The 23,432-nt window shown below is 59.9% G+C and carries 16 protein-coding genes and 1 tRNA gene; 8 read left to right on the top strand and 9 right to left on the bottom strand.

The window, feature by feature from the left end; translation table 11 throughout:
* Positions 1-126: 126 nt before the first annotated feature.
* Positions 127-1,488 carry a diaminopimelate decarboxylase gene (gene lysA, locus QWU43_RS05575; RefSeq protein WP_370917415.1) on the bottom strand — a complete coding sequence of 454 codons (1,362 nt, stop codon included), beginning with the start codon at positions 1,486-1,488 and terminating at the stop codon, positions 127-129.
* Positions 1,489-1,605: 117 nt separating this feature from the next.
* The gene (argS, locus tag QWU43_RS05570) at positions 1,606-3,258 is read right to left on the bottom strand and encodes an arginine--tRNA ligase (protein ID WP_370915090.1); all 1,653 of its coding nucleotides are present in this window, start codon (positions 3,256-3,258) and stop codon (positions 1,606-1,608) included.
* 740 nt (positions 3,259-3,998) lie between these two features.
* Between argS and QWU43_RS05565 the strand changes: the two genes are divergently transcribed.
* The 5 genes from QWU43_RS05565 (at position 3,999) to QWU43_RS05545 (ending at position 9,796) form a co-directional block, all read left to right on the top strand.
* On the top strand, positions 3,999-5,687 hold the full coding sequence (locus tag QWU43_RS05565) for an L-lactate permease (RefSeq protein WP_370915091.1): 1,689 nt from the start codon (positions 3,999-4,001) through the stop codon (positions 5,685-5,687).
* A gap of 462 nt (positions 5,688-6,149) precedes the next feature.
* Positions 6,150-6,935, top strand: a complete 786-nt coding sequence (locus QWU43_RS05560) for a (Fe-S)-binding protein (RefSeq protein WP_370915092.1) — start codon at positions 6,150-6,152, stop codon at positions 6,933-6,935.
* A gap of 23 nt (positions 6,936-6,958) precedes the next feature.
* Entirely contained in the window at positions 6,959-8,488 is a 1,530-nt protein-coding gene (locus tag QWU43_RS05555; protein WP_370915362.1) for a lactate utilization protein B, read from the top strand.
* Positions 8,488-9,159: a lactate utilization protein C gene (locus QWU43_RS05550; RefSeq protein WP_370915093.1), complete on the top strand. Its 672-nt coding sequence runs from the start codon at positions 8,488-8,490 to the stop codon at positions 9,157-9,159. The genes QWU43_RS05555 and QWU43_RS05550 overlap by 1 nt, the downstream gene beginning before the upstream one ends.
* Positions 9,160-9,723: 564 nt before the next feature.
* Positions 9,724-9,796 (top strand) — tRNA-Arg (locus tag QWU43_RS05545).
* Between the two features lie 219 nt (positions 9,797-10,015).
* On the opposite strand, the gene QWU43_RS05540 is transcribed toward QWU43_RS05545, so the two are convergent.
* The 6 genes from QWU43_RS05540 to QWU43_RS05515 all read right to left on the bottom strand — a co-directional run bounded on the left by QWU43_RS05540 (position 10,016) and on the right by QWU43_RS05515 (position 19,177).
* Complete coding sequence (locus QWU43_RS05540) at positions 10,016-10,258, bottom strand: PspC domain-containing protein (protein WP_370917339.1); 243 nt, start codon at positions 10,256-10,258, stop codon at positions 10,016-10,018.
* Between the two features lie 169 nt (positions 10,259-10,427).
* Positions 10,428-10,967, bottom strand: coding sequence for a MarR family winged helix-turn-helix transcriptional regulator (locus QWU43_RS05535; protein WP_370915095.1), 540 nt, complete (start codon positions 10,965-10,967; stop codon positions 10,428-10,430).
* Between the two features lie 206 nt (positions 10,968-11,173).
* Positions 11,174-13,819 carry an AAA family ATPase gene (locus QWU43_RS05530; protein ID WP_370917338.1) on the bottom strand — a complete coding sequence of 882 codons (2,646 nt, stop codon included), beginning with the start codon at positions 13,817-13,819 and terminating at the stop codon, positions 11,174-11,176.
* Positions 13,820-13,833: 14 nt separating this feature from the next.
* Positions 13,834-14,997 (bottom strand): exonuclease SbcCD subunit D, encoded by a 1,164-nt coding sequence (locus QWU43_RS05525; protein ID WP_370915097.1) that lies wholly within the window; start codon positions 14,995-14,997, stop codon positions 13,834-13,836.
* Complete coding sequence (locus QWU43_RS05520) at positions 14,994-15,839, bottom strand: hypothetical protein (protein WP_370915098.1); 846 nt, start codon at positions 15,837-15,839, stop codon at positions 14,994-14,996. Before QWU43_RS05520 ends, QWU43_RS05525 begins: the two co-directional genes overlap by 4 nt.
* The gene (locus QWU43_RS05515; RefSeq protein WP_370917337.1) at positions 15,836-19,177 is read right to left on the bottom strand and encodes an SNF2-related protein; all 3,342 of its coding nucleotides are present in this window, start codon (positions 19,175-19,177) and stop codon (positions 15,836-15,838) included. The genes QWU43_RS05520 and QWU43_RS05515 overlap by 4 nt, the downstream gene beginning before the upstream one ends.
* A 418-nt stretch (positions 19,178-19,595) precedes the next feature.
* Between QWU43_RS05515 and putP the strand changes: the two genes are divergently transcribed.
* From putP to QWU43_RS05500, 3 genes are all read left to right on the top strand, one after another.
* Positions 19,596-21,173, top strand: coding sequence for a sodium/proline symporter PutP (gene putP / locus QWU43_RS05510; RefSeq protein WP_370915100.1), 1,578 nt, complete (start codon positions 19,596-19,598; stop codon positions 21,171-21,173).
* 182 nt (positions 21,174-21,355) lie between these two features.
* A complete protein-coding gene (locus QWU43_RS05505; RefSeq protein WP_370917336.1) occupies positions 21,356-21,997 on the top strand; it encodes an HNH endonuclease family protein in 642 nt (213 codons plus the stop codon).
* Positions 21,998-22,087: 90 nt separating this feature from the next.
* Positions 22,088-22,588, top strand: a complete 501-nt coding sequence (locus QWU43_RS05500) for a DUF2269 domain-containing protein (protein ID WP_370917335.1) — start codon at positions 22,088-22,090, stop codon at positions 22,586-22,588.
* Between the two features lie 183 nt (positions 22,589-22,771).
* On the opposite strand, the gene QWU43_RS05495 is transcribed toward QWU43_RS05500, so the two are convergent.
* Positions 22,772-23,275, bottom strand: a complete 504-nt coding sequence (locus tag QWU43_RS05495; RefSeq protein WP_370915103.1) for a hypothetical protein — start codon at positions 23,273-23,275, stop codon at positions 22,772-22,774.
* Positions 23,276-23,432 lie beyond the last annotated feature (157 nt).

The raw sequence follows: 23,432 nt of genomic DNA, 5'->3' as shown, positions 1-23,432 counted from the left end.
CTGGCCCCCTAGCATTTAACGCGCAGGAAGAAGGTCCATACGCTTTATGCTCAAGGAGGGCAGTGCCCGGAAAGTCTACGTAATAAATCCCCCATAGACAACATCCGTCACACCGTCTGTCCCCAGCTAGACCTGATCTGTTTCCAGGGCCAGAAGATCATCGAGGGTCTCTCTCCGTAGCATGAGGTGGACCCGTCCATTTCTGACAGTTACCACCGCTGGGCGGGTGAACATGTTGTAACGGGAGCTCATCGCGTAGCAGTAAGCACCCGTACCTGCGATCGCGAGAAGGTCCCCTGAAGCGATATCATCCGGGTATAGAACATCGCTGAGTAGGATATCCCCCGATTCACAGTGGGACCCGACAACCCGCGTCGCAATGCCCTTTCCCTCCACGAAACGGTTCACCACACGCCCCTCATACTCCGCCTGATAGAGGGCTGGGCGGATATTGTCGCTCATTCCCCCGTCGACGGACAAGTACCTGCGGGTCATGTCCTGGGCCGTATGAACATCCTTCACGGTACCGATTGTGTAGAGTGTCACCGTTGAGGGGCCCGCAATCGCCCGGCCTGGTTCCACGAGTAGTTGCGGCGGCTTGAGCCCCAGCGAATCAGCGTGGGCACGCACCTCCCGGAGAAGACATGCAGCGACGCCCGGCACGTCGAGAGGTTCTTGGAGTTCCGTATACGCAATACCGTATCCCCCACCGAGATCCAGGATGGATACCGCGTCTGCCGCGTCCTCTGGCGCCAGATTCCGGATGAGTTCGCCCATGAGCCCCAACAGGCGTTCGGCTGCGAGTGAGAATCCTTGGGCGTCGAAAACCTGCGAACCGACATGACAATGGAGACCCACGAGTTTGAGGTTCTCGGCTTCAACCACCGCCACACAGGCCGCATGCGCCGACCCCGAGGCCAGGGAGAAACCGAATTTCTGGTCCTCATGGCTGGTGGCGATGAACTCATGGGTGTGCGCCTCAATCCCGGGTTTGACCCGAACAAGCACTTCCTGCTCAACACCCTCATTCACCGCAATGGTGGATAACCTGCTGATCTCTTCGGCGCAATCGACAACGACGTGCCCGACTCTCGCCCTGACACTCGCCCGCAGAAGCTCTTCCGATTTATTGTTCCCGTGGACGGTAACGCGTGAGGCAGGAAAATCAGCGGCCAAGGCGACCTGCAGTTCCCCGAGAGAAGCGACGTCGAGGGACAAGCCTTCCTCATCAATCCAGCGTGCAATGGTTCTGGTGAGGAACGCCTTGGAGGCGTAGTGGACATTGTGCCCACCACCGAAGGCCTCGGCCATATCACGGCACCGGGACCGAAAATCATCCTCATCGACCACGAAAACCGGAGTTCCGTAGGTCTCCGCGATCTCAGGGAGTGGAACACCAGCAATCGTTACAACCCCGTCATCCTGGCGGCGGGCGTTCCTGGGCCAGACGTGAGCGGGAAGTCCGTTGAAAGTCTCCGCCACATCCATCATCCGCCGTGCGGAAAATGACGCACCTGCGGCGCGCTTCTCGACGGAATCGAATCCGCCGTCCGCGATACCCGCGATCGCACGGCGTTCCAGTGACGGCTCGCTACGGCGGTTCATTTACATCCGCTCCGGGGCCGTGACGCCAACAAGCCCGAGAGCGTTGGCGAGTGTCTGTCGGGTCGCTGCTGCGAGCGCGAGGCGGGCACGATGCACCGGTTCAGCTTCCTCACCACCCCGGGGCAGGATCTGACAGGTGTCATAAAACCTGTGGAACGTCCCCGCGAGCTGTTCCGCATACCGGGCGACCCGGTGTGGCTCTCGTAGCTCAGCCGCCGCCGTGACAACCGCGGGGAATTCCCCGAGGGTGCGGATGAGTTCACCTTCCCTGGGTTCCGTGAGCAGGGAGAGCTCTGCTCCCACGTAGTCGACGCCGAGGTCCGTGGCCTTCCTGGCGATGGAGCACAGCCGGGCGTGCCCGTACTGGACGTAATAGACGGGATTGTCGCTGGACTGCGACGACCAGAGGTCCATGTCGATGTCCAGGGTGGAATCCACGGAGGAACGGATCATGGCGTAACGGGCTGCATCCACACCAATCGCCTCTACCAGATCGTCGAGCGTGATGACCGTACCGGCACGCTTCGACATCTTCTTCACTTCACCATCCTTGACCAGGCTGACCATCTGCCCGATCATGACCTCGACGCTGGCCGGATCATACCCCAGTGCCGCTGCAGCGGCTTTCAGCCGGGCGATATACCCGTGGTGGTCCGCGCCCAGCATGTAGATGCACAGGTCATGGCCGCGTTCGATCTTGTCGACGACATAGGCGATGTCACCCGCGATGTAGGCGGCGTCACCGTCGGACTTGATGACGACGCGATCCTTGTCGTCACCGAACACGGATGATTTCAACCACCAGGCGCCGTCCGCCTCGTAGAGGTTTCCGTTCTCCTTGAGCATCTCGATCGAACGCGCGACAGCCCCGGAGTCAAAAAGCGAATTCTCGTGGAAGAACACATCAAAGTCGGTGCCGAACTCGTGCAGGGAACTCTTGATGTGGGCGAACATCATATCAACGCCATGCGCGCGGAAAGTCTCCTGTACGGTTGCGGGATCCTGCTCCATGACACCCGGAACCTCAGCCTTCACAGCCTCCGCGATCTCACTGATGTACGCGCCGCCGTACCCGTCCTCGGGTGTCGGTTCCCCTTTCGCCGCTGCAACGAGTGACCGAGCGAAGCGATCAATCTGAGTACCGTGGTCATTGAAGTAGTATTCGCGGGTGACACTCGCACCGCAGGCGGTGAGTATCCGGCCGAGGGAGTCTCCGACGGCAGCCCATCTGGTGCCACCGAGGTGAATCGGCCCCGTCGGGTTCGCGGAGACGAATTCAAGGTTGATACGACGCCCCGAAAGTACATTGCCGTCACCGTACCGGTCCCCTGCGTGCAGGATCTCCTCGACGATTCTCCCCTGTGCATCGGCTGCCAGCCGGATATTGATGAATCCCGGCCCGGCGACATCCGCCTCAGCTATCTCATCCGACTTCGCTAGCGCGTCCACGAGCCAAGTCGCGAACTCCCGCGGATTGGCCCCCACCTTCTTCGCCGTCTGCATGGCCACATTCGTGGCGTAATCACCGTGTTCGGGATTACGAGGACGCTCAACGGTCACCTGTTCAGGCAGGAGCGAGGAATCGAGGCCGCGGGCGTCCAGAATACCGGTCGCGGTGGTTTTGATGAGGGAGGCGAGATCTGATGGAGTCACGGTCAGTCATGCTATCAGCCTCCAACGACCACGTACGTAGTCTCGTCCACGTCGGCGAAGTACCTGGCTCCACTCGATTACATCCCTGGATTTCCGTGACGAGCAACGGGGGCACCCATCGACCGCCCAAATGCCGCTATCTCGAAACAATGGCCCGGGGCCAGTCCGTTCTTGAACAGCCGTGAAAATCACCGAAACGGTTCACAGGAAAACATGAACTCCACCCCCACGCTCATACATCCGCAACTCCACCCCCTCCCCCAGAATCGATGTCACCGACCACACCACTGGTACACCAACCCCAGCAGCCTCCTCACTTCTCCCACAGAAGATTTGTCGTTACATGACAGTGAAGCAGCAAAGTAAATCCACCAGGCAGGTTTTTAACGTCGCTTGATAGGTGACCAGACCACAATGACCCATCAACCCAAAAGTCCACCCCCGGGGGTATTTTTTATCACTCTTAGCCAGAGCAGGTCAGCAAACCCCCTCCGATGTCCGGAAAGACGGTTCTCACTGCAGCGTTAGACCTTTTCGCTGAGTCAGCACCGCCCCCATCACAAACATTGACTCCCTTCAAGATATCCGGATAAAGAAATTTTTCCCCGATTCTCCATACTCGATAAAGTCTCTCCGCCTAGGATTCAGGAGACTCACGGTGGCGCCCAACGCGACAGAAACTTGATCGATTCCGCCCCGAGGACCACCGGCCCACGCATTCCGAAACACAAGGAGGTCCCATGCGGGATTTCACTATTCTCACCAACGCGGTGGGAGGTAGCCTCGGGCTTTCAGCGGCCGTGGCCACCATCCCTCTGCTCACGTTCTTCGCGATGCTCATCTTCGTCAAGGCACGTGCTCATACCGCAGCCCTCGTTGCCCTCCTGGCGTCCCTGATCGTGGCGATAGTCGGATTCAAGATGCCCGTTCTCCTCGCTGTCTCCTCCGCGTTCCGCGGTGGAGCGTTCGGCATCTTCCCGATCGTCTGGGTCATCGTCATGGCTCTCTGGTTCTACGAGATCACCGTCGTATCCGGACGGTTCGAAGACCTGCGACGCACATTCGACAGGTTGGGAGCCGGCGACATTCGTATCCAGGCAATCCTGATCGCGTTCTGCTTCGGCGGCCTCCTTGAGGCACTCGCCGGCTTCGGAGCTCCGGTCGCGATCACCGCCACGATGATCCTCGCACTCGGCGTCAAACCACTGAAGGCAGCGGTTGTCGTCCTGCTTGCCAACACCGCCCCGGTGGCTTTCGGCGCAGTCGCGATTCCGATCACCACAGCCGGCGCCGTAGCCGGTCGAACCACCGAACAGACGGAGAACATCGCCGCGATCGTCGGACACCAGGCCCCATTCCTGGCATTCTTCGTTCCGGTGATTCTCCTCTTCATTCTTGACGGAGCCCGGGGAATCCGGGACGCCTGGATGCCCGCTGTCGTCATCGGCTTCTCGTTCGGAATCGCCCAGTGGGCCACGTCGAACTTCTTCGCATACCAACTCACCGACGTGGTCGCCTGCATCTTCTCGCTCGGGGTCGCAGTCGCTTTCCTCAGGATCTGGAAGCCTCGGGGAGTCACCGCCATGCGCGAGCGTCTCGGTGTCGGCGAAATCAAGGCCTCGGAGGAACTCCCCGGGAGACGGATCTGGATGGCGCTCATGCCCTACGGTGTCGTCACCGTCATCTTCGGCATCGCAAACCTCGGAACCACGATTCCGAATGCGCTCAAGTCAGCATCCATCACTTTCGACTGGCCACTACTCTCCGACGCCCTGTTCAACGCCGACGGTAGCCCCGTGAAGTCTGCTTACACCTTCGCTTGGCTATCTAATCCCGGCACGCTGCTCCTGATCTCCGGGCTCATCGTGACACTCCTGTACTCGATCTTCAGCGAAGGGGGCCGATACCGGATAACAATCGCCGCAGCCTTCACCGCCATGGCGCACTGCATGGTGAAGATGCGGTGGGCCGCACTCACCATCGCGGCGGTCCTGGCACTCGCCTACGTGATGAACTTCTCGGGGCAGACCGTTGCCATCGGCCAGTTCGTCGCCTCTCTCGGCGCGATCTACGGGTTCCTGGCTCCGACGCTGGGGTGGGTGGGCACAGCCGTCACGGGATCTGACACGTCCGCCAACGCGTTGTTCGGGAAAATGCAGGTCACCGCCGCCGAAGCGGCCGGATACAACCCGGACCTCATGTTGGCCGCTAACACGACGGGTGGTGTCGTCGGAAAGATGATCTCCCCCCAATCACTCGCCATCGCCGCTACCGCCGTCTCGATGGGCGAGGATGCAGCGGATAACCCCCGGGAATCCGACATCTTCAAGGCTGTTCTCCCCTGGTCCATCATCATGCTCTTCGCCGTCTGCTGCCTTGTGTTCCTTCAGACCAACATACTGAGTTTCCTCGTCACCACCGTCGGCTAATTCCGGACGCCCCCACCCCACCCCCACTGGAGCCCCGGAGGGGTTCCCACCAATTCCAGCGGTGGGAACCCCTCCGGGGCTCCAGTGGATTCTACCTTCATATCACGACACAAATAGCATCCGATGTTTTTAACCACATACCCAAAACAAAACAAATAAACCTCATCTGAATCAGATTTTGTTCTTAATTCAGATGCTAATGATAAATAATACCGAAGGACTAAACTAAATAGCGTCGGCAACAACTCATCCCCCCAACGAAACCCCGATAAGCTGCACATTTTACGCAAACGCACCCGACCTCCGAAAGGAACTAAACAGAACTCGACAACATGTTTGAGCCGGCCCGCAATCCGGAAACCGGGTAACATGAGAAGCATCAGCCACACCTCCACATTCGCCAGTAAGAATTTAGGTAAGGCTTCATTTAAATTTAATCGCCCAACAACAGCGAGGAACACCATGCGTGTCGCTCTCTTCTCCACGTGCATCGGGGATGCCATGTTCCCGGATGCAGTCAAAGCCACCGCTGTGGTCATCTCACGCCTCGGACACGAGGTCGTGTTCCCACCGGAACAGACCTGCTGCGGTCAGATGCACGTGAACACCGGATATCAACGTGAAGCGGTGCCACAGATCCGGAATTACGTCGACGCTTTCTCTGATCCATCGATCGACTGCGTTGTCGCTCCTTCAGGATCCTGCACCGGGGCGGTACGTGAACAACACGTACACGTCGCCAAGCGGTACGGAAAGAAAGGCCTCGCAGAGGCAGCCCAGAGAACCGCGGACAAAACTTACGATCTCTCCGAGTTTCTCATCGACGTCGCCGGAGTCGATCAGCTCGGCGCATTCTTCCCGCACCGGGTCACCTATCACTCGACCTGTCACTCACTCCGTTTTCTCAAGGTCGGAGACCGTCCTCTTCGCCTACTCCGCAACGTCGAAGGCATCGATCTCGTAGAGCTTCCGCATGCGGATGAATGCTGCGGATTCGGTGGCACATTCTCAGTGAAGAACGCCCACACTTCGGCAGCGATGGTCGCCGACAAGGTCCGCAACATCCGCGACACCCGGGCAGAATACGTCACCGCAGGTGACGCATCCTGTCTCATGAACATCGGTGGGTCCCTCTCCCGACAGCAGTCAGGGGTACGCGCCCTCCACATGGCGGAGATCCTGGCGTCCACGAAGAGCCATCCATGGCAACCGGACTCCGCAATCTACTCGAAGGAGGCCATGCTGTGACCACTCTCCTCGGTACCCCGAAAATGCCACCGCGCGCACCGAAGGGCGTCGGGCACCTCCGCGGCTCCCAAAGCTTCACCAAAGCGGCGGAAACCGAGCTCGACAACGCCACCCAGCGACGCAACCTGCACAAGGCAACCCACACCATCCGCGAGAAGCGAATGCAGGTCATCACCGAGATCGATGACTGGGAACGGCTCCGCGAAGCGGGTTCGCACATCAAACGCGATGTGATGGCACGGATGCCGGAACTCCTCGAACAGTTTGAACAGGAGGTGACCGCCCGCGGCGGACACGTGCACTGGGCACGGGACGCCAACGAGGCCGGCGCCATCGTCACCGAGCTGGTCAGGCAGACCGGCGAGACCAACGTGGTCAAGATCAAATCAATGGCAACGATGGAGATCGGGCTGAACGACCAACTCCGGGAGGCGGGGATCTCCGCCCGGGAAACCGACCTCGCCGAACTGATCGTCCAGCTCGGCCACGACACGCCGAGTCATATCCTCGTACCCGCTATCCACCGCAACCGGGCCGAGATCCGGGACATCTTCGTCCGGGAGATGCCCACCACGGACGAGACCCTGTCGACGGAACCCGCCGAACTCGCGGAAGCCTCACGGCTCTTCCTCCGCGAGCAGTTCATGCGCGCCAAGGTTGCGATCTCCGGCGCCAACTTCGGTGTGGCGGAAACCGGCACCGTCGCCATCGTCGAATCCGAGGGAAACGGCCGAATGTGTCTCACCTTGCCCGAGACCCTCATCAGCGTGATGGGCATCGAGAAACTGCTGCCGACCTTCCGCGACTTCGAGGTGTTCCTGCAGCTCCTTCCCAGATCATCCACCGGTGAGCGAATGAACCCCTACACGTCACTGTGGTCGGGGGTCACCGAGGGCGACGGCCCACAGAACTACCACATCGTCCTCATCGACAACGGGCGGACAGCAGCACTAGCCAACGAGATCGGCCGCGAAGCACTCAAGTGCATCCGCTGCTCAGCGTGCCTCAACGTCTGCCCCGTCTACGAGCGGGCCGGCGGGCACGCCTACGGTTCGACCTACCCAGGGCCGATCGGCGCGATCCTCACCCCACAGCTCACGGGCATCGACTCCGCCCATGACCCGAACGCATCACTTCCGTACGCATCCTCACTGTGCGGCGCCTGCTACGAGGCGTGCCCGGTCAAGATCGACATCCCGTCCGCGCTGCTGGAACTGCGACACCAGAAGATCGAAAGCCACAAACCGAAGATCGAGGGCGTCATCATGGGCGCTATGGGGCTGGCCTTCGGTAACCGGCATATCTGGAACACAGCGACGCATCTCGTGTTCCTCGGCCGGTTACTCGGCGGATTCGACGGTCGGATCACCCACCTGCCGAGTTTCCTCGCCGGTTGGACCGACGTTCGCGATACCTGCGTACCACCGAAGAAATCGTTCCGGCAGTGGTTTAACACCGACGAGGCCCGGGAACTGCTAGCCGAGGCACGGCGTACCGGTATCCCCGGCTCCGGAAACACCGCCTCGGCACCTGAAAGTACGGAGGAGAAGTGATGTCCACCGACACCCGCAGTGCATTGGACCGTTCGACGAATGCGGCCGCAAAGAAAGAGATCCTGAAACGGATCAGGAACGCCCACAAACTCGCGAACACAGCACCCGGCCCGGTGGCGGTTCCCCGCGAGTACAACCTCGAGCCCGAGATGGATTGGCCTGAGCTCAAGGAAGTCCTGATTGACCGTCTCGTCGATTACAAAGCAATTGTCCAGGAAACCACCCCGGACCAGATCTCCGACACCATCACCTCGATCCTCAAGGGCCGGGGCGCCCGCACGGTCCGGTACGCCGAGGGCCTTGATGCCGAACTGTTCTCGGGATTCGACGGCGACGCCGGACCCGACGACTGGGACACCAACCCCCGATTACTCAACGAGGTGGACGTGGTTGTCACCGACAGTCGGGTCACCTCAGCACAAACCGGTACGATCTGTCTAGAGACCGGCCCCGAATGTGGGCGCCGCGCCCTGACACTCGTCCCGGACTGCCACATCTGCATAGTGCGCCGCAACAGCGTCGTCTACGGTGTGCCCGCGATGATCGAACGCCTCGACCGCCGTCAGCCGATCACCATGATTTCCGGCCCTTCGGCGACCTCGGACATCGAGCTGAGCCGGGTCGAGGGAGTTCACGGCCCTCGCACACTGATCGTCGTAATCGTGAACTGACCGCACCTTCCTCATTACCCCGATACCGGGTGCCCCCGCCACGGTTAGGCACCCGGTATCGGGCTGTTCAACAGAGATCTCGCCCCATCCCACAGCAACACTCCGTACTCACCGGGATGCATCAGGGCTGCAGTTGGGCGGCCGCCACCCCACAATCCCCCGAAAACAGGCTCAAGCAGGGATCTCGTGGATGTTTAGTGCCCAAGCTCCGAATACCCCCGATTCCCCGAGAAGATCCTGTGGAGCCTCCACCTAACCCGGAGCACTCTATAGCTCCACCGGATCCTCCACACACGCCGCCCAGAAACCAGGCCGTGTGGCCACTGGAAGCAGCGCCCCGACGACCAGGAAGACGAGGTCCGCCCATCAAGAAAACCGCTGTTGACAGCGCTTCTGTACCCGGTACTCCGCAACAGGAATGTCACTCTGCAGTGAACCACCCACCGGCTCCAGCATCAGCTCACCCAGAGCCATTTGGTGGCTGGCCCCCTACTGGTGCTAAACTAACATCCGTTGCGCAGTCACCGGGGAATGTTTCCACATAACCTGAAACTGCGTTGGCACGCCTCCGTAGCTCAGGGGATAGAGCATTGGTTTCCGGTACCAAAGGTCGCACGTTCGATTCGTGTCGGGGGCACAATAGGTAAAAGCTCCACCGCTTTTGCGGTGGAGCTTTTTTACTAGGCATCTGCGGGATCTGTTCATTGGCTGAAGTAGGTCGCCCACCCCTCCCTCACATATGTTGTTCTTCCGCTCCGGTGTATTTTTGCGGCAGACCGGTCTCAAGGCATTCCTAGGGCTAGACCCAAGGGCAGTACGCCACAATCAGACTGGCCGGATGAAAAAGAAAACCCGTTCAGCCATTGGGACCGGGCATGATGAACCACATCACAAAGTAGAAAATCACCTGTGGCCCGGGAAGTAGAATCGACGCCACGAACAAGATACGCAGCAGCGTACTGTTGATCCCGTAGGTCTCCCCAATACCGCCGATAACACCAGCTACCAGTTTGTCCTCCGCACTGCGTCGAAGTTTACGCCGCAGTAGGGGTGCATCGGATTCATTACTCCGACCATTGCCGGGATATTCATATTCCATGATCACGCCTTTCTCGAGCTGCCGGGGACGGACTGGTTGATTATCTCCCCTGCAGACTCAATTATCCGGTCATAACATGTGGAATCACATCAGGGATTACCCTGATTCTCCCCCGATTTTCCGGTTCAAGACCGGAGTCCGTCGGCAGCGCTCGATGACACCCGAACGATCACTGATTACAGGGGGTAACACCGTTATCCGGGAATGCGTGACGCTCAGGATCATATCCTTCTGCTCCGGGGACGTTGTCGACGGAGAGCACCATCTGAAGATACCGGGTCAGAAGAGGGATATCGGCCCGATCCAGGCCGTCAAAGATGAGCCGCTGCACTGATTCAACATGCTTCGGCGCTGCAGCGATGAGGCGTTCAGTACCTTCACGAGTAATCCCGACCACAACCCCTCTGGCATCACCGGCACAGCGGGTCTTATGGACGAGGCCACGGCGTTCCATCCGGGTGATCTGGTGCGAAGCACGTGATCTGTCCCAGTCCAAGTCAAGGCAGATGTCGCGGAGTCTCATCTGCCGGTCGGGGTTCTCCGAGAGACTGACCAGGACAGCGAACTCCGACGTTGAAAGACCGTGATCAGTGACCAGTGTTTCTTCGATACAGCGACTGGCTTTACGGACCGTTGCAAGCAGAAGCCGCCAGAAGGCCTGCTCCTCCTGCGACAGCCAACGGGGCGACGACTGTGGATCCGAGTTCATGGGGCTAACTGTATCGGGCACCTGCCCAGTCCTGAAATCCCGCACCCGGACGCCAGAGACACCGAATACGGCAGGTATGCGCAGGTCTACAGCTCAGGCTCGTGGTATCCGACATCGTTCAACCCCCGTCACATCCCCCCTGTTGAAGCATCGGAATACATCACAGTAATGAGAACTCGTCAGGGTCTGCTGAAAAACAACATTCTTCACTCCCGAGGCTTCTTCAGATCCGACATCACCAGATGGTGTCGCCCCGGAACATGGTCATAGCGGGCTGGCACGCAAGTGAGCACGAATATCTGCCCCTCTTTTCCGGCGTCCGCCAATACGGTGGCCATACGGCGGAGGCGTCCACCGTCGGTACTTCCCAATGCATCGTCGATGAACACCGTCACCCCGTCATCCTTAGCGACAAGTTCCGCGACAGACAGTCTCACCAGGATGCCGATCTGTTCCCGGGCCCCGACAGAGAGCGAGTCAACATCGATGGTGGCGTCTCCGAGAGTACGGTGAGCGACCGCAAGTTCCTCAGTGAGTCCGAATGAGACACCTGGCCCGAACACCGTTTCTGCCATGCCCGTCAACCGTCGGGCGAAGGGCTCCGCGTATCGACGACGAGCGTCATCACGGTAACGGAGCAACGTCTCCCGGAGTCGTTTCGCGGCGGCCGCCCGACGAAGGGTGGATTCAAAGCTGTCGCGAGCTCTCATCTCCGCCGACACCGCCTTCTCCAGCCGCTCTTCCGCGCCGGTTGCCTGCTCGATTCTTCCCTTGTTCTCCGCGATCGCCCGCTCTGCGAGGCGGATCGTCTCATCAATGGAATCCACCTGCGCTTCCGCTCCTCTGAGGAGTTTGGTAACAAGGCCCGGGTTCACCTCGTTGAGTTCCCGTCTGGCGGCCTCCAGTTCGTCCTCTGCGTGCTGCATTGCAATCGTCTGTTCCGCGATACGCTCATCCAGGTCTCCGGTATCGGCATCGCCTGCGATCCCGGATTCGGCCGTAATTCGAGCTTCTTCGGCACGTTGGAGAGCTTCTTGCGCCGCTTCGATTCTCGCATCATGGACAGCTAGTGATCCGGAAACCCGTCGTTCCGACAGTGCCGACAACCGCGCTCGGCAGAGTGCGACAGCGTCCTCTTTCTCTTGTCTCTTAGCCTTCGCCGCATCGAGGTCCGCGGTAATAGCGGGAAGATCGGTATCCTCAGTCTCCTCATCTACGGTAGTTGCACCGAGAGAATCCATCTCGTGTTTCAGAGCATGTTCTTCTCTACCCGCGAGACGCGCCTCGCGTTCCCTCCGGAGGGTGTTCAGTTCGCGTTGCCGCGCCTGCTCGGACACGAGCCGTTTTCTGGCTGTGTCGACATCCGGGCATTCCAGTGCCCGGAGCAGGTCCACTAGGGACCGCTCCACCGAGCTGACATCCGCGTTCGCTCCCTCGATCCCGGAACCAGGGGTGATCACGGCCGTTATCCCTGATACCACGAAGGTCATTGTCCCGGTCACATCATAGGAAAGACCGTCACCGTCGAGAACGACGTCTTCACCATCGACCGTGATCCCAGTCGGTTGTTCGGCAGTCAATGCGATCGAGGCCGAGGCTGCATCTCTCCGGCTTCGGGCGAGTTTGAGTTCGAGCTCCGCTGCCTCCACCTCGGCGACCGCCGACTCAGTCACGATGTTCTCAGATGACTGCTCACGCAGGACCGACATACGCTCATCGAGACTGGCGATTTCATGGAGTATTTCCCCCAGTTCCTCCCTGCGGAGCCTGTCAAGGAGGCTCTTGCGTCGGAGTTCCGTGGCCTTTACCAGTTCCGTGGCTTGTCTGAGTTCCCTCTCCGCGTCGCTGAGATCCTTCTGCGCCTCCTCGATCTTCTCCCGCTCCCGAGCGGCTGCGGTGGCGAGCTCCGTACGCTCATGGGTGAGGGTGACGAGCTTCTTCTCCATCTCGGTTACTTGGGCAGCAAGTTCCTCACGCCTGCGCCGCGCACCGAGAAGGGCATCGCGGGTCGCGGTGACAGCGGTGAGTGCGTTCACGGCTGCTCGCAACCTGGCTTCTGACTGCTCCGCTTGCTTCGCCGCGTTCCGCAGTTCCGCGCGTTCTCTGATGGCGTCCGGTCTCCGAGCTCTCGCGGAGCTCTCCTCTTCCGAGCGCCGACGAACCTCTTCGACATACTCTGCGAGCTTTTCGACGTCGGTGTTCGCTTCGGCTAATTCGGCGGCGGCATACTCCGCATTCGCGCGTGCCACTTTAAGTTCCCCAGTCTCCGTACCGCGGGCGGCGGTGTAATAGCGCTCGTATTCCTCCTCAACTCGGCGCAGAATCTCCTCGCCTTCCCGGAAAGTAGGGTCCTCTCCTGATCCGGAGTCCTCCGTACCACCGAGAGCACGGGCGAGGGACGGCACTCCCGCAGCGGCAACCGCGGCATCCAATTCGCCCTGTCGTACGAAGAGCACGTCCATGAGGGCGGTGTCCAGGTACTTGTCGAGGATTTCAGCAAGCCGGTCCTCAGCTTCCCTTCCGGTCAGATTCTCCGGGTGGGGTCGCCGAACTGTGAGCACCGCCGACTTCTGTCGGAGATAGCTTTTCGTAACGGTGAAGGAATAGGGGCCAACCGTGGCGGTGAGTTCGATCCGTGGTGCGACATCGGCACCCACCGGCTGAAGTGTCCGAACCTCGCGGCGGTTGCTCGAGTGGGGAAGCATGAGCACGGTTCGCACCGACTCGAGGATCGTGGACTTTCCCTGTTCATTGTCACCACTGATGACGATGAGTCCACTCTCCGGGAGGTCCCGGAGTTCGAGGTGACCGATTCCCCGGACATTGTCAAGGATGATCGAGTGGATACGCATGTCGGTGTTCCTTCTCAGACAAATCGGTGAAGTAACCGGAGGGCATCTCGGGCGACAGGGTCTGCGGGTGTGGTGTCGCTGCCGAGTGCGGCGTCGAGAAGCTCGTCCCACGCGCCCGCCACATACCCGGACAAGCAAAGTTCCCGCAGCTCTGCGTCCCCTGGTACCACAGAGAGATCCATCAGCCGGGGGCGTTCCCTGAGTGAGGCAAATCGGGGTTCCAGCCTGGCGAGTTCGTTCTCCAGATGCTTCCAGGTACCGAGGTCGACAGATCCACGCAGCGCGTACTTGATGACGGTCCTCGCCTTATCCGGGTACCCATCGAGTCGGGAGATGAACGCGGAGACGTCCGCACTGGAGTTGATCTCTGCGCCGAGAGACTCGAATATCCACGTTCCAACATCGATCTGTCGAACAACTACCTCCGCGGGCGAATCGGGGGCGTCATCGTCAACGGTTACGGTGACCACGAGGGCCGTTCCCGAATTGTCCTCCCCGCCCCCACCGGAATCGAGATCATGGTAGTCCGTGGCCTCCGGCGCACCGGAGAACCAGATCCGGCCAGTCTCACCGACCGACTGTGCGGAGTGAGTGTCCCCGAGCGCGACGTAGTCGATGATCCTCCGGGCCAGTGCATCCTCAAGAACCCCGAGATCGATGAGACCCGGACCCGGATCACCACCCCTGTGGAGTACTTGTCCATGGGCGGCGAGAATCCTGATACCCGGTGTCACCTCCAGCTTCCCAAGCGCACGTGCCGCGAGGTCTTCGCTGGCATATCGAGCAGTCAATGGGGCACCAACCAATTCGACACCATCGGCGACCTCCCGGGGTGCGTCATCCGCGAGAACACTAACACCGGGGATGTTGCACGCGCCGTAGAACGGGTTTGCTGCGGTCAGGGGATCGTGATTGCCGGGCAGCAGCCACACCGGGGTACGTAACGAGGCCAGGGCCTCGAGAGCACGCCCGGTGGTGTGTTCCGCGAGACTATTGTGTTCGAAAATGTCCCCGGCGACGAGCATGAATGCACACCCATGGCTGACTGCTGCGGCGTCGAGTACTCGGATGGCGTCAATACGCGCCTGGTCAAACCGTGCCTGCGCTTCAGGGGGAAGGAACCAGCGTTCCATCCCGAGCTGCCAGTCGGATGTGTGGAGGAAAGAGATTGTGGTCATGTACTGCTCCGGGGTCCATGGGCAAGATGATGGTAGAGCTCGGTGATCTCCGCAACGCCGTGGCGGGCTTCGATACGTGTGTAGGAGACGGTGAACAATGCCTCGACGAGCTTGTCTGGATCGGTCTCATCAATGAGTGGTGACGCCGTCGGCTCCGGAAGCGGGGGAAACTCGGCACCTCGCCAGAACTCCTCAGTGCTCACCACCGCAGATTCGTTCCGCTCCGTGACCGCGCCGCTCATGCTGCGTTGAACCGCGACAGGATCGACTCCACGCAGGGCATAGAGGAGATGCGGTCCGGCTTCGAGTTTCTCCGATGCTATCCGTGCAACAGCAACCGAGTGTTTGCACACGGGAGCCGGATCAGGGCATGTGCAGTGGAAACGAAACTCGTCTGCCTCTGCACAGAGCAGAACATCGAGTACTTCATCAGGAATATTGCCCCGTCGGACGGCATCGATCCCCCGGGGGTCTCCGGCCAGAACCCTGATAGCCCGCTGCAGATCCTCCGCCCCCCGGTAACCGAGGCTGACGGTAACCGTGAATGGTTCATTCTGGCTACCCGCGACGGTCCCGACGATGCGGTCCCGATCAACGGTCACGGAGAGAACATTGCCGTTAGTGGCATAAGCCACACCTCTTTTCCGGCGTCCCTCCTCCGCAAGTGCGGCGACCCCTTCGCCGAGTCTGCGCATGACGGGACTCACAGGTACCACGTTCTTCTGTTTCTTCTTTGCACGAGGCGTTTCGGTGGTGACCCGTGTGGTACGTCCAAAATTTGCGTAGATAACGTTGTCGGCGCCCGTGCTGTGTCCTCGGCGAGATGTACCGGTGTCGCTCATTCCGCTTCCTCTCTCAACTTGACCGGCCCGGTAGGAGGCTCAGCCGCCCGGGAACCGTGCGCTCCGACCCTATCCCGGTAGCTGAACAGTTCCGCCAGCTCGGCATCGGACAATTCCGTGATCCATCCTTCTCCACCATTGATCACCGTGCCCGCCAAACGACGTTTTCCTTCGAGCACTTCCTGGATCGCCTCCTCGATCGTGCCCTCGGTGACCATCATGTAGACGCGGACGTCCTTGAGCTGGCCGATCCGGTAAGCCCGGTCAGTGGCCTGATTCTCCACGGCAGGATTCCACCAACGGTCCATGTGAACCACAACGTTGGCCGCTGTGAGATTGAGGCCGGTTCCTCCCGCTTTCAGGGAGACGATCATCACTGGTGGACCGTCGGTGGACTGGAATTCAGCGACGATTCGGTCCCGTCGGCCCCGACTCAATCCACCATGCAGGAACGGGATATTCCGATCCAGTCGTGAGGACAAATACGGAGCAAGAATCGTTCCGAAGGCCCGGTACTGGGTGAACACGATTGTCCGTTCCCCGGCTGCGGTGGTCTCGTCGAGCAGATCCATCAGTGCGGAAACCTTGCCGGACCGATGCCTTCCACGGATCGAGACCGGCGAACCGTCACCGAGGTAGTGGGCAGGGTGATTGCAAATCTGCTTCGTTCTGGTAATCGCCGCGAGGACCAGCCCACGACGTGCAATGGCCTCGGTTCCCGCCAGTTTCTCCTGTACTTCGTTCACGTAACTCTGGTAAAGGGCCGCTTGCTCAGGTGTCATCGGGACCCGGAGAATGGTCTCGTTCTTCTCCGGGAGGTCGTCGATAACAGTGGGATCTGTCTTCACCCGACGCAGGATGAACGGAGCAGTGAATGTACGGAGCCGCTCAGTCATCTCCTCGTCACCATATTTCTCGATGGCATTCGCATAATGGTTCCGGAAGAAATTTGCGCTACCGAGGACACCGGGGTTGCAGTAGTCCATAATCGAACGCAGTTCTGATAACCGGTTCTCCACCGGGGTTCCTGTCAATGCGACACGGTGCCGGGAGGGAATGCTCCGGACAGCCCGCGAAACGGCGGTCGCGGAGTTCTTGATGTGCTGAGCTTCGTCGAGAACTACGCGCCACCAGCCGACTTCGCAAAGCGCCTCCAGGTCACGGGTCACTGTTCCGTAACTGGTGATCACGACATCGGTATCGACGACAGTACCGGTGAAAGAAGCACCACGAAGACGCGTTGCACCGTGGTGCACGATGACGCTGAAGGAGGGAACGAAGCGCGCGGCTTCCGCCGCCCAGTTCGCGAGAACCGCATTCGGAGCGATCACCAGGGTCGGACCGAAATTTCCGTCAGAGTCGTATTCCTGCTTTTCAGCGGCGGTCAGCGCAAGGATCTGAAGGGTTTTACCCAATCCCATGTCATCCGCGAGAACCGCTCCCAGACCAGATCGTGACATCCAGTGGAGCCAGTCAACTCCCCGCCTCTGGTAGGGACGAAGCTCCGCATGGACGGTCGCGGGAATCTCGACCCGACACGGGGCCGGCTGCTCCGGGACTGCACCGGTTGGGAGACCATCTGCATCGGTGGCGATGCTCTCCCCCATGATCCGTGCATGCCAACCGATGGCAGTGAATTCGACAGGAGCATCCTCAACGGCGAAACTCTCCATCGCGATCTTTCGGAGTTCGGCTGCGGTCAACGCCCCTGATGTACCTGTGCCTTCCAGGTATTCCCGGCTCGCCGCTTCGAGTTTCTCCTCCAGATCCCGGACATCGCTGTCTCCCGACATCCGGGCAGTTGCCAGTGCCTCACGGCACCGTTCAACCTCTTCACGGAGATGTCCCTCCCCCGCTCTCACCAGCTCCTCCACGTACTTTGCCACACGGGCGACGCTCGCCTTATCCGCGACGACCCAGTTGCCACGGAGCTTAACCAAGCCATCCCGGGAATTGACCAGTTCAGCCATCTCACTATCGTCCAGAACTGTGTCTCCGAGACTGATACGCCAGTTGTAGTCGACTATCTGGTCCAGACCGAACCGGCGATGTGTGCCACCAGCGACACCCGGATCCTGGGGCGAAGAGGTGGTCACCTTCAAGCCCATTTCCTGGTGCGACCATGACGCGGGCAACAGCACCAGAAAACCCGCGTTCCGTAGTGCGACGGCATCCTTCTCAACGAAGGCGAGGATCTGGCTTCCGCTCAGGGCCACATCCCAGTCACCATCATCGCTCCCGGTAGCAGAATCACGGAGCCCGAGCCCGTGGCGGGTGTCATCCAGGAGAGCACTGACGCGGACGGCCCTGAGATGCTGCTCATTCAATTTTTGCCAGATCTCAACTGGCCAAATCCCACGTCGGAAAGGCTCCGGGCTACCACCGTCTTTCCTGACCGCGACCCGTACCCGCCAGAGATCTTCAACCTGCTCCTCATCTCCGGGTTCGTGAACCACCGTCTCAGCGAGCCCACGAAGTGCAGACACCGTGTACCGGGCACCACGGGCACGGGTCAGATCAATCACCCGATCCTTGCCCGGTGCGGGTTTGGGTGACGCGGAGACGGAGGGGCCGGGTCCTGGTTCCTCGACGACGAAAACCAGCTCAAGCCGTTCACTGTCCAATGAGTCCCGCCACTCCGTCAAACCGGCGACGAGTCGCGCATTGCCCCTGTTGAGGGCTTCACCAGCGAGCAATGCAGCAACGAAGGGATGCGGTTCACGATCCACGTCGGCAAGCCGACAGTCAGCCAAATAGGCGAGTGCGATCCAGTGCGGAAGAATTCCTGCTATTTCCTCGGCAACTGCCGCCGAGGCATTGACGGTGAGAATCCGGGGAGCGGCGGCGGCCATGGCTGTCAACCACATGGCTTCATCCGCCCCCATCACCAACTGCCATTCGGGCCACCACTGCCCGTCAGCCCATCGACACCGCAGGGAAACTCTTCCGGCTCGGACGAACCGTTCGAGCCCCAGATACAACCGGACCAGCCACAACAGGTCGGGGGCGACCGCTGCTCGTTGCATCGGTCCCACTGCAGGACCCGGCTGATCCAGCGGAGCGAGCTGTGCCAGCAGTTCAACCGCTTGTTCGGGGGTAAAAGCCGTAGTCGGAACAGTGAGGCTGACTCTACGTTGTTTCGGAGTCTGAAGAATGACGGGAATCCTGTGTCGGAAGGATCTCCCCGACAACGTGGTCTCCAAAGCCATGGGAAATGTACCGTCCGGAACTGAGTCGGGACCGACCACACGATGTCCGTCAATTTGCTCGATCCATACGTGCAGGCCCGTGTCACGGCACCACAACCCATGTGCGAGATGCGTGGGCTCCGGAGTCATGCTGTCTTTTCTACCACCGACACCTGACTCCCCCAACCATCTGAGGCGAACATTTTTTCGATACTCAGCACCCCGGAGGTAAACACCCACTACACATCCTGCTCTCACCCCCCCCAGAACGGGCATCTTCTCCCATCCGGCCAACGAACTCCCAGGTGCCCCCGCACACTCCCCCGAAATCAGGGCTCTCACCACCTGTTTTAAGGAACCATGTCGACGGTTACCCCGCCTTCCGCCGGAAATAACTCCATGGATCACACGTCTCAGGGTTGCTGACTCTAAGCTGGTGTGAAACCGTCTTTAAGGCTGATCTCACCAGATGGCGGCCCGATCCAACGATGACTTTCGACGATTCCCCGGAGAAGCCCCTCACGAGACAGTCACCATACACCGCCATCCAGTACACCTAGGAGGACACATGGCCGAACAAACCTGGTTCGTCATTGCCATTGTCATATACATGCTCGTCATGCTCGCCATCGGATTCTGGGGGTTCGGCAAGACCGACGAATACGATGATTACGTTCTGGCCGGTCGCGGCCTCAACCCATTTGTCGCCGCACTCTCTGCCGGTGCATCAGATATGTCAGGCTGGCTCCTGATGGGGCTTCCGGGTGCTCTGTTCGTGACCGGCTTCTCGGAACTCTGGATCGCGATCGGACTGCTGATCGGTTGTTGGGCAAACTGGTTCTGGGTCGCTCCACGCCTACGCAGTTACACGGAGGTGGCGAACAACTCCATCACCATCCCGTCCTTCGTCGAGAATCGGCTGCGCGACAAGTCACACACCCTCCGTATCATCAGTTCACTGATCATCCTGGTGTTCTTCACTTTCTATGTCTCCGCGGGCATGGTTGCCGGCGGAAAGTACTTCCAGGCCACCTTCGACGGTGACTATCACACGGGCCTTCTCGTCGTCGCTGTCGTAACCGTCATCTACACGGTCATCGGTGGATTCCTCGCGGTCTGCTACACAGACGCCGTCCAGGGCATGATCATGTTCGCGGCACTGCTCATCGTCCCGGTGATGGCACTGTTCGTGATGAACGATCCCGCCTCCATCTTCACCTGGGCTACCTCCAACGACTACGGCCCCTACACCGAGGGAACAGGTAATCCGTCCTACTTCTCGATGATCTCCGGAGTCTCCTTCGCCGCCATCATCGGTAACCTGGCATGGGGGCTCGGATACTTCGGCCAGCCACACATCATCGTCCGGTTCATGGCGCTCAGTTCCCCCAAAGAGGCGAAAGCCGGGCGCCGCATCGGCATCGGCTGGATGCTGCTCTGTGTCATCGGTGCCGCCGCCGTTGCACTGATCGGAACATCCTTCTTCGGACAGGACCCGAACATCGCGATCACCGACCGCGACTCCTACGAGACGATCTTCCTCGACATGGCCCGCATCCTCTTCCACCCGTTGATCGCAGGTCTGGTGCTCACGGCGGTTCTTGCGGCGATTATGTCGACGATCTCATCTCAGCTCCTGGTCACGTCCTCCGCGCTCATCGAGGATTTGCTGCGACTGTTCCACAAGAGCGCCATGTCCAATCAGAAGTTGGTCTACTACTCCCGTACCGCTGTGGTCGGCGTCGCCATCATCGCCGCTATCCTCGCGTGGAATCCCGACGCCTCGATTCTCGGACTCGTCGGCTTCGCCTGGGCAGGCTTCGGCTCAGCTTTCGGCCCGGTCGTGATCGCGTCGCTCTACTGGCGTCGCCTCAACACCGCAGGCTCCATCGCAGGTATGGCCACCGGTGCCCTGGTCGCATTCTTCTGGGGCAGGTCTGCACTCGGTGGTTTCCTTTATGAGATGGTTCCCGGCTTCATCCTCGCAACCATTGTCATGGTCGTCGTCTCTCTGCTGACCGCACCCCCGTCCCGTGCCGTCACCCGAGAGTTCGATGAAGCCGCTGAATTGGCGAAGCTCTCCGACCGAAATCCCGACCTCGCGGTCGATGAGGTACAGGCCAAAGCCGCGAAGGGCGAAATCTAGATACCCCGCTCTCGACGGTCGTGACCGATGATCGACGACTGGCCCGGCACCACCCCGAACGGGTAGAGCCGGGCCAGTCGTATTCAAGGAACCGGATTCCGCAACCCCGGGTCCAATGATTCATGTCGACAACCACCCCCGGTACCCGCCCTCCAGCATGGATCACCGTTTCACTCATTCTCATGACCGCCAGCCTGCTGCTCTATACGCTCGCGCCGACAACGGGTCGGATACCAAACGGACAATCGGAGCCACCACGATTGTCCGAGACGTTACCGAATATCAGAATCGTCACCGATCGACCCGATGTTCCCGGATATCGTCGTGACCAGTTCGGTGCCGGTTGGGGCCCCGCGCGTGCGGGCAACTCAACCTGCACGACCCGGGAGATGATGGTCTCGAAAGCCCTCCCCGGTGCGCTCGTCCTCCGTGACTGCACAATCAAGGCCACGAAGGGTCTCGATCCGTATTCCGGTGGAATCATGGCGACGCGGAGCCCGGAACGGAAACAACGCATCGAGGTCGACCACATCTACCCGCTAGCTGCGGCCTGGGATATGGGCGCATCGGAATGGGATCCTTCTGTGCGAGTACGATTCGCCAACGATCCACTGAATCTGGTTGTCGTCACGGCTGTGGAGAACAGAGCGAAGTCCGATGCACTTCCCGCCACATGGCTTCCGACAGATCGATGGGCACGATGCTGGTATGTGCGCCGGATAGCTGCTGTCGCTCAGGCTTACGCCCTCCCGCTGACCGTGGATGACGCAGTGAAAATGCGCAGGCAATGTCTGCTCGAGCGATTGAACGGCATTCTCCGTTGAACCAGCCCCGCTCTTTATCCCGCAAACCGGTCACCAGGTTATGGTAGTCAGGTCCTTCCATCCCCGACCTTCGAGAGGCCGATCCCCGACGTGGATAATCTCATCAGCATTCTGCATGTGCTGGCAGCAATCGTTTTCCTTGGACCGGTGACCATCGCCGTCTCCATGTTTCAGGGCCGCGCACGCGCAGCCCATGAGGGTGACAGCGCGGCACTCGGTTCTGCCGCCATGCTTCACCGCATCACCAAGACCTACGGTTTTCTTTCCCTCCTCGTTCCTCTGTTGGGACTGGGTCTGTTCCTCACCGACACGGTATTCCTGAAGGATGGACGTTTCCACGTCTCCATACTGTTGTCCGTGGTCGCCTGGGGAATCCTGTTCTTCCTCATCGTTCCGCAACAGAAGAAGCTGATGGCCAACCTCGGGGTAGCAACTGATGATGATGATCCCGCGTCAGCTCTCAACGTCGACGATGGTTCCATCGATGGAACCGCAGGAGTTAACTGGACCGCAACGACGAAGAAATTGTCCATGTTCGGCGGCATCTTCTCGTTGCTGTGGTTCATCGTCGCGATTCTGATGATGATCTGAGATACAGCGGCTCAACTACGCGAAAAGACCCGCCCAACGGTGTGTGCTGCTCCACAAAGGTCGAACTGAGAGATCAGAACACGGACCGGGAGTACAGTTCGGTGTGAATCCCGCCCCTGGGCGGGTTTATCGTTCCCACCAGAGTTTCTGGCCCGGAATCAGCGCCCACTGTCATGCTTCCGATCAGGGAGCCGGTTGCGGGAGAATCCGGGACGAGAGCCCACCGAGAACTTCCGCTGACGCCGAGAAATCGACGGGAATTCTGGGCAGGATGTTTGACTGTCGAGCGATAACGATAGCCAGCATGACGAACGCTCCGAGACTCAGGACACCGCTCACTCCCATACCCGTACTCAACCCGACGCTCTTCCCCGATAACGTTTCAGTGCTGTTCAGGATATTGAATCCCGAGGACAGTTGCGCAGCAGAACCACTGGGCTGCGGAGGAGTGTAATCATCCGGAGGCGTCACCTTACCCCGAAGATGCGGAGTGAACGTCTCATCACCCGCCCTATCGACCGCCAGGGTATCCCCCGACGTTTCTGGCCCGGTGACCACGGTGCGGTCGGTATCCGGTGCGGCCTCTTCGGCTACGGAAACGGGAACGAGAATCGTGGTGGCCAGCGCAAGACTGCTGGCAACCGCGACGCCCGAACGGATGATGGAGAGGCGGAACGAGGTAGGCATGAGATGTTCTTTCCGGAAATTGTCGGGCCGCATGAGCCGGAGTAGGCCATGCAGGAGGTGAAATCAGAGTATCTTCTGCGACCGCCCCTCTCGGACTGCCACAGAAGATTCCGAGAGTGACTTTACATCGGATACGGTCGACTCCTGACGATCCTAT

This window comes from Corynebacterium sp. CCM 9204 (genome assembly GCF_041357695.1).
Taxonomy (GTDB): domain Bacteria; phylum Actinomycetota; class Actinomycetes; order Mycobacteriales; family Mycobacteriaceae; genus Corynebacterium.
This window is presented reverse-complemented; position numbering and strand designations above follow the sequence as displayed.